Annotated in this window: 9 protein-coding genes and 1 tRNA gene; 1 reads left to right on the top strand and 9 read right to left on the bottom strand. The window is 57.5% G+C overall.

Translation table 11 applies throughout. From position 1 onward, the window contains the following. Positions 1-113 precede the first annotated feature (113 nt). From MV985_RS07865 to MV985_RS07825, 9 genes are all read right to left on the bottom strand, one after another. A complete protein-coding gene (locus MV985_RS07865) occupies positions 114-1,136 on the bottom strand; it encodes a DUF5305 family protein (RefSeq protein ID WP_297465046.1) in 1,023 nt (340 codons plus the stop codon). Continuing rightward, the gene (locus MV985_RS07860; protein WP_297465044.1) at positions 1,124-2,053 is read right to left on the bottom strand and encodes a hypothetical protein; all 930 of its coding nucleotides are present in this window, start codon (positions 2,051-2,053) and stop codon (positions 1,124-1,126) included. Before MV985_RS07860 ends, MV985_RS07865 begins: the two co-directional genes overlap by 13 nt. Continuing rightward, positions 2,050-3,096 carry a signal peptidase I gene (locus MV985_RS07855; RefSeq protein WP_297465042.1) on the bottom strand — a complete coding sequence of 349 codons (1,047 nt, stop codon included), beginning with the start codon at positions 3,094-3,096 and terminating at the stop codon, positions 2,050-2,052. Before MV985_RS07855 ends, MV985_RS07860 begins: the two co-directional genes overlap by 4 nt. After that, entirely contained in the window at positions 3,093-3,599 is a 507-nt protein-coding gene (locus tag MV985_RS07850; RefSeq protein WP_297465039.1) for a DUF1102 domain-containing protein, read from the bottom strand. The genes MV985_RS07855 and MV985_RS07850 overlap by 4 nt, the downstream gene beginning before the upstream one ends. 57 nt (positions 3,600-3,656) lie before the next feature. Next, positions 3,657-4,193: a DUF1102 domain-containing protein gene (locus tag MV985_RS07845; protein ID WP_297465036.1), complete on the bottom strand. Its 537-nt coding sequence runs from the start codon at positions 4,191-4,193 to the stop codon at positions 3,657-3,659. A gap of 5 nt (positions 4,194-4,198) precedes the next feature. After that, the gene (locus tag MV985_RS07840) at positions 4,199-4,819 is read right to left on the bottom strand and encodes a DUF1102 domain-containing protein (RefSeq protein ID WP_297465034.1); all 621 of its coding nucleotides are present in this window, start codon (positions 4,817-4,819) and stop codon (positions 4,199-4,201) included. Positions 4,820-4,969: 150 nt separating this feature from the next. Beyond that, on the bottom strand, positions 4,970-5,404 hold the full coding sequence (locus MV985_RS07835; protein ID WP_297465048.1) for a hypothetical protein: 435 nt from the start codon (positions 5,402-5,404) through the stop codon (positions 4,970-4,972). 5 nt (positions 5,405-5,409) lie between these two features. After that, positions 5,410-5,625, bottom strand: a complete 216-nt coding sequence (locus tag MV985_RS07830) for a hypothetical protein (protein WP_297465032.1) — start codon at positions 5,623-5,625, stop codon at positions 5,410-5,412. A gap of 364 nt (positions 5,626-5,989) precedes the next feature. Beyond that, positions 5,990-6,065, bottom strand: a tRNA-Gln gene (locus MV985_RS07825). Between the two features lie 94 nt (positions 6,066-6,159). Here MV985_RS07825 and MV985_RS07820 point away from each other — a divergent pair. Further along, on the top strand, positions 6,160-6,423 hold the full coding sequence (locus tag MV985_RS07820; protein ID WP_297465030.1) for a hypothetical protein: 264 nt from the start codon (positions 6,160-6,162) through the stop codon (positions 6,421-6,423). Positions 6,424-6,676 lie beyond the last annotated feature (253 nt).

Here is a 6,676-nt window from a genome sequence, read left to right as displayed (position 1 = left end):
TCGTGGAACGGGTTCATCTCTAACCACCTCTAACCTCTTTGCAGAACTTCTAGCTTAGGCTTTCGGATAGTGCTTTTAAAGTTGTTGGTGAGAAAAACCCGAAGGGGCGGGAATCAGTTGGCCTTCTCTCCCTTTCCCCCGGAGGATCTCCGGTACTCGTAGGCGACGTTGCCGTCTATTATGGCGAACACCTCGTCCCCTCCATCGGAGTAGTGGACGATCGGCCTGTCTATCAGCTCGAAGGCCCTCTCAAGGTCCCCGGAGGTTTTGAGGTAGATGACCCTGTCCACGTTCTCCGGTGATCCCCTGACGATGTAGGGTCTGATCTTCTTCAGTCCGTCGTTCCCCTTCCGAGCGGTGTAGGCGTAGCCGACCAGGGGCAGCAGCGACAGTAACGTCAGGGAGGCCGTGACCGTTCTGGCGGTCCCGACGTCAGTCTCAACCCCAAGCACTTTAACGGTGGTCTTTTCCGTTCTCGTCACCGTGATCGGTCTCCTCTCGACCTTCTCCGTCTTTGTGAAGTAGTAAAGGCCCGCCGTTGGATCCTTCACCAGCTCCACACTGTGATGGAAGGACTCCGATAGTTCCCTTCCGCCGACAGCGGTTCCGCCCCTCACGACAGCCTCCACCGTTACCCTGCTCCTGAGCCTTTTAACGCCCAGCTCTTCTGCTATTTCCTCGCCCCTTTCCCCCAGAACCCGGAGGTCGAGGACGTACTGATCGCGAAAGCTCCCGTTGGTCAGTCTTCCGCTGCTCTCGAAGAGCCGGTCCTCCCAGAGGACGATCTCCTCACTCCCCCTGGTGACGTAGTACTCCCTCCTAACCGTCAGGTCGTAGGTTCCCTTCAACCCGGGCCTGGACCTGTAGTCGTAGGTCAGGATGAACCGCTCGACCATCGGTATCGGGTAGTTTTCCATGCCCACGCGATAGCCGTAGAGTTCGTTTGGCCGGAGGTAGGCCTCGTGCTTCAGCTTGCCCTCCTCAACGTAGGTCCCAATCCTCCGGGATCTAACGTCGTACTCCCCTGTTCCGATGAGCTTCATGGAGTAGAAACCGGAGACGAGGAACAGCACCAGGAAGGCACCCAGCACCTCCCTCCTCCTCAGGAATTCACCAATCCTTTTCATCTTTGCCATCCTCCTTCCTCCCTGTCTTTACCGCAGCGGGAGCTGTGACACGGGCTCACGCTGACCACTATGGGGTTGCTCCTGAGCCCGTACTCCACTATGAGCGCCCCCTCGTTCAGCGTGTGTTCTCCCGGCGAGGTGAAGGGAACACAGCAGCACCTTCCGGTGAAAACCGTCACGTTCATGTGCTCGCTCCCAAAGGCCGGAACGGTAACGTTCCACTCAATGCTCGTCCGCCCGCGGCGACGGTGCCTCCAGAACCTGTACGTCCCGGAGCTGGCGGAGGTTTCGCTGACCAGTAGACCTGCGGGCACCGTGTCCGTGACTGTTATCCCTATGTCCTCCCCCGTGGGGTTGTACACCCTTATCTGAAAGACCCACTCCTGGTAGCTCCAGGGGGGTATCCCGGTCGCGTTGCCGTGGAGCAGAACCTTCTCTATTCCCGGCCCCCCGGTAACGATCACCCGGATGGGACAGGGGTTGAGGGTGGCGTCGCCATCGTCCCACTCCGCACGAACCTCCACCGGGATTAGATACTCACCCGGCACGTCTCCCCTCACCCACCCGGAGAAGGTGTACTCCCCTCCGGGCCCAAGGGTAACCGGCACCCCGTCCTCCGTCTCCACCGAAACCTCCAAGTTCCCGGCCAGGCCCGAGTGATCCGGATAGAGCCACACGGTGATGGCCCTGTTCCCGGGCAGGCTGTTGCGGAGGACAAGAGCGCTGAAATTAACCTCGGAGCCCACCGGCACCGTGACAACCGCCGAGTACCCGTTCTCACAGAAAACGCCCACGTATTCGTTTCCGTGGGGAACTACCTCCATCCTCATGCCCCTGTCCCCGCCGAATTCCACGAAGGTACCGCTCGAACCCGCGATGACCAGAATGGCCAGGAGAAGGGTAATTGCCAGGGCAAAACCTCTCATCGTCTGAACACCCCCAAAAAGTTCCTGCGCCTCCTTATTCTCATTGCCTCCTCGCTTCCGATCCCCGAGAGAAGGTAGATCAATCCCAGTAAGGCCGAGAACACCACCAGAATGCCCAGGACCGGAACCATCGGGTGTACCGGGTAGAGCCGATCCATCACGGGGCCGGGAAGCAGTGGAGGATAGGCGTTTATCCTGACCTTCGTCGAGTAAACGGCGGTGGTCCGGGGCGCCACTATGGTCACTGTTAGATTTTCCCTTCCGCCGCCGGGCAAACTGAACTTTTCGCGCGAGATTTCCGTCACCGGTGACCGCGCCGAAAGGTAGTAGACCATCGGGTAGGGGTTGTGGTTCTCAACGACCAGCTCCCTCTGGAACTCCTCCCCGGGTTTGTACCAGTTGTCCCTGCTCCCGATGGCTGACGTCACCGAGTAGTTGATGGGAACAACCTCCCAGGAGGCGAATATGGATATCGCCACCATTATGACCAGAATCGCCGAGACCAGGGCAAAGAGGGTTCCGAAGCCGATCACCAGATAGCCATTCTTCCGTCTTCCCCTTTTCCCCCCACCGCCGAGGGAGAGTATCCCTGCGATGACGAAGGCAGTTCCCAGGGCGATCTTCCAGCCGTTGGAAACGCCATCCCCGAGGTAGTTCCCGAGGCGCGGTATCTTCGGCACGCGGTTTCCGATTCTCACGACGGTGCCCGCTATGCGGTTTCGTTCAACGGGGGCCAGCCCCCTGCCCTGCTGATCTGTCGCAACGTTGTTGTCGCCCTTGGTTATGTACCCCTCGGAGGTAATCGCAACCACCCTGTGGACGGTCCAGCCGTTCCCGGTCCGGAATACCACTATATCCCCCACCCCCGGGTTCCTGTCGAGGGGGTTGATGAAGAACACATCTCCTCTGCTGATCGTCGGCGTCATGCTCCCGGAGTAGGCGTAGGACATGAAGACGGGCCGCTCCACGATTGCTCCGGCCAGCGAACCTATTATCAGCACGCCCATGATCGTGAGGAGGGAGTACTCAAGAAGGGTCCTCATCCGCAGTTTCCTCCCCAGGCCTCTATGGTTATTTCATCCCAGTGGTCCCCCCGCTCAAGCCCGGTGGTATTCACCCTCATCCCGATCTCGGCGCTCTCGTCGGCCCCGAGGGTCACCTCTATCACGTCATCCCAGGTTCCCTCGAAGGGCCCCGTGAAGAACCCGATGCCCCGGGAATCGGAGCTTACCCTCACGCATACCTCCCCGTAACCGGTCTCGCTCTCGTTGTTCTCTATCAGGAAGACCCCCTCAAAAACGTAGGTTCCGTTGGTTCCGAGGCCCCTCCCGTTACCCGGGTAGAGGGGACTGTCTCCGGATATCTCGACCATCAGAAAACCGTTCTTGTGATGGGCGTACGGGGGAAGGGGTCTCTCGATCGAAACGTTCCTCCCGTCCGCGGTGGCGTAAACGACCGTGATCGGGTTTCCCCGATGGAGCCCCCTGATCGCGATCAGCAGAAGCAGGAGCAGCCAGATACCGGCGAGTTCCCGTTTCCTTCCCATCTTCCCTCCCCCCTTGAAGAAACATCAAAAGTGGAGCAAAGGCTCCAGAACGAGAGATCAATCCGTGCCGCATTCCCCTGCCTCGGCCCAGAACTGGATCTGGCCATCGATTGAGTTGGGGGCGCTTACGCCGTCGGTGTTTATGATCATTCCAATCCTGACGACGTCTCCGGGCATAACGGTCACGTCGAGTGAGCTCTGGCCAACGGTCGTGTTGGTGTAGTCGCCCTCAAAGAGGCCGACCTCATCGCCTCCGCTGTAGGTCAGGTGCATGCATATGGGCGTGCCCTCCCACAGGTCGTTGCTGACCCCGAAGATCTCCTCAAAGACGTAGGTGCTGTTCGGGCTCACGCCCTCGCCGAACCCGTCCATCCAGTTGGGGTTGTTGTGGCTCATGTCTATAACGAGCATCCCGTTGTCGTTTATGTATGCGTAGGGCTGAATTGGCCGGAGGTCAATGAGCTCGTTGTCATCCGGAACTATCTGGATGTGAACGTTCCTGTCGGCATGGAAGTAGGCGAAGTTGGCGCTGCTGGCGGTGACCGCTATCAGTAGTCCCGCTATCAGGACGAAAACTCCGATTACCTTTTTCATTTCGATCACCTGCCTCCGCAAGTAATGGGTGCGTCGTCAATTGGCCAGGCCTTGACGGTTATGGTCACGTCGTAGCTTCCGAGGCTGTTGCCCGCCGCGAGCTCCATGCCGATGCCGAGGGCCTCTCCAGGCTGTAGAACGAAGCATACGTCTCCAACCGCGGTGTCCGAGTTGTAGGGAACTGCGTTGCCACCGGTTGCGATCATGTTCTCACCGGGGTCGTAGAATGACACCTTTCCCGGGTCTGAGGAAATGACCTCAACGACTATTGCCTTGTTCTCCCACAGGTGGTTGCTCACGTTGAAAACGTGGTCGAAGTTGTACCTGCTCTGGGGACTGAGGCCTATTCCCCTGATCGGTGTCCCGTTCTCATCCTTCCAGGTCGGGTCGTCGTGTCCCGGCCAGTTGGGGTTGTTCTCCGAGAAATCTATGACGAGCTGCCCCCCATCGTTTATGTATGCGTAGGGCTGGACCGGCGTCAGGTCGATGAGCTCATCGTCGTCCGGAACGACGGCGATATGCGAGCTCCTCTGGACGCGGTAGTCCCTGAAGGTCGCGCTCGTGCCCAGTGCAAAGGCCGCCGCGATCATCAGCCCCAGCATACCCAGGGCCAAAATTTTCTTCATGGCTTTCTCCTCCACAGGTTTCTAACACCCTTCAGCACCACCTCGCGGCGGCCCATCATCGGATGTTCGTATCAGCTTGGCCCCCATCGTATATAGGAAATTCCGGCTTACCTGCGGGTAACGGAGGATTACCGGAAAAGATCGCCCGGCTCAGGGGATGCGCCTGACCTTCCAGTGGTGGATCATGCTTATGCCCAGGTAAACCAGGGCCGCCATCGTCAGGTGGGGGTTCCCCAGGAGAAGCCCGGCCGCGATGAAGATCAGGGAGGTGCCGGTGTAGAATGCGCTCCAGCTGATATCGTGCCTGTTGACGACCTCCATGTACACGGTAACGTCCTCGGGTATCTTAAGGAGGGTCACCACTCCCCGGTTGAAGCTCACGACACCCTCGCGCTCCAGCTTTGGAATGTGCGTCTGCACGAGGCTGACGTAAACGCTCTTCCTGTGCCTTCTGTCGGTGTCACCCTCCCTCTCGGCTATGAACTCCACCAGATCCCTGAGCTCCGCTCGTCCTTCCCTTCGATGGAGAAACTCTATCATGAGCATTCTCCTGTCGTTTCCCAGTATCGTCGTCGCTGCGCCCATGACCTTCACCGCAGACGGTAGTGCTTCCGTCTGTTACGGTTGACGTAGAACGCCTCCACCTTCCCCCCTCCGATCAGGTTCCTGAGTGTTCGCTCCACCCTCTGTCTCGTGATGTCAAAACCCCTCTCGTTGAGAAACCTCGTGATAAACGCCACACTCAGAGAACCGTGAACCCTGAGCAGGTTCAGTATCTCACCCTCAAGGCTGACGGCAGTCATCATACCAGTTACCTCCCGTGTTGAAAACACCACTTGGGAGTTGATCGGGGGACTATTTAAGGGTTGCTAGAAAGTCCGATTTTCGAATTTCAGGCGATTTAATCGTTAATTTGAGCCATAGAAAAAACGAGAGCATATAAACATCCCATCGGGGAGCGTTTCGCTCTCCTTTACTCAGGACCACGGAAGTTTTCCTGGAGAATATCCAGAGAATTGAAGAACGATCAAGAACAATCCGATGGGGGAAGACTTCCTCGAGATTCCCCTATAACCGGTCAGATGTCCATGGAATTCCAGCAGGGAAAAGGGGTACTAAAGGGGGTATAACACGGGGTTCGAAACGGAAACCTATCCGGAGCCCGGTGAATGGTAGCCCCGCGGGGATTCGAACCCCGGTCGCGGGATCCAGAGTCCCGCATGCTTGGCCGCTACACCACGGGGCTGCGCCCGTTGATTAGGTGTGGGGTTGCCTTTATAAATTTTGTCCCCGAAGAAAACGTATTTATACTTCAACTGCCCCCTATCATCGGTGAGGGTATGGACTTCGCCCTGTTCATGGAGAGGTACGGCTACAGGCTGCTCATGCTCATAGCGGTCTCGGCCATACTCGGCATAGCCCTGGCCCCTTTCCTCATGACCTTCTGGGCCTTCAGCAGCGATGGTCTGGCCGTTGCGGTTGCGGCGGTTATAGTCCTTGGAATAGGTGTGCTCTTCATGGCGATCCCGAGGTTCTGGGACTTCGCCGACAAGATGCGCCGCACCCACGTTCTGGAGGACTGGAACGAGAAGGATGACGACTGAGGACTTTCCGGGTACCGGCCTTTAGTCCATTCCGGCGACACTCACCGGGGAAACCCTTCAGAATTTCGAACGTTATGGAAAAAGCTTTCGCCAAATTTTTTGAAATAGAACTTTCTAAAGGGGTTTGCTCTCCTCTTTGACGCCCGAAGGGCGTCGATTTAAAAACAAACCCACACCAAAGAAGCAATCCAGCAGATTCTCGCCTTTAAATACGCCATTCAATACACTCACTTGAAATCCAATTTTCCAAAAA

Origin of the sequence: Thermococcus sp. (genome assembly GCF_027012695.1) — an archaeon.
GTDB lineage: Archaea > Methanobacteriota_B > Thermococci > Thermococcales > Thermococcaceae > Thermococcus.
This window is presented reverse-complemented; position numbering and strand designations above follow the sequence as displayed.

Bases quoted from the DNA above. Each gene is read 5' to 3' on its own strand.
- MV985_RS07830 (WP_297465032.1), bottom strand. From the start codon at position 5,625: ATGATGACTGCCGTCAGCCTTGAGGGTGAGATACTGAACCTGCTCAGG.
- MV985_RS07855 (WP_297465042.1), bottom strand. From the start codon at position 3,096: ATGAGGACCCTTCTTGAGTACTCCCTCCTCACGATCATGGGCGTGCTG.
- MV985_RS07840 (WP_297465034.1), bottom strand. From the start codon at position 4,819: ATGAAGAAAATTTTGGCCCTGGGTATGCTGGGGCTGATGATCGCGGCG.
- MV985_RS07850 (WP_297465039.1), bottom strand. From the start codon at position 3,599: ATGGGAAGGAAACGGGAACTCGCCGGTATCTGGCTGCTCCTGCTTCTG.
- MV985_RS07845 (WP_297465036.1), bottom strand. From the start codon at position 4,193: ATGAAAAAGGTAATCGGAGTTTTCGTCCTGATAGCGGGACTACTGATA.
- MV985_RS07865 (WP_297465046.1), bottom strand. From the start codon at position 1,136: ATGGCAAAGATGAAAAGGATTGGTGAATTCCTGAGGAGGAGGGAGGTG.
- MV985_RS07860 (WP_297465044.1), bottom strand. From the start codon at position 2,053: ATGAGAGGTTTTGCCCTGGCAATTACCCTTCTCCTGGCCATTCTGGTC.
- MV985_RS07835 (WP_297465048.1), bottom strand. From the start codon at position 5,404: ATGGGCGCAGCGACGACGATACTGGGAAACGACAGGAGAATGCTCATG.
- MV985_RS07820 (WP_297465030.1), top strand. From the start codon at position 6,160: ATGGACTTCGCCCTGTTCATGGAGAGGTACGGCTACAGGCTGCTCATG.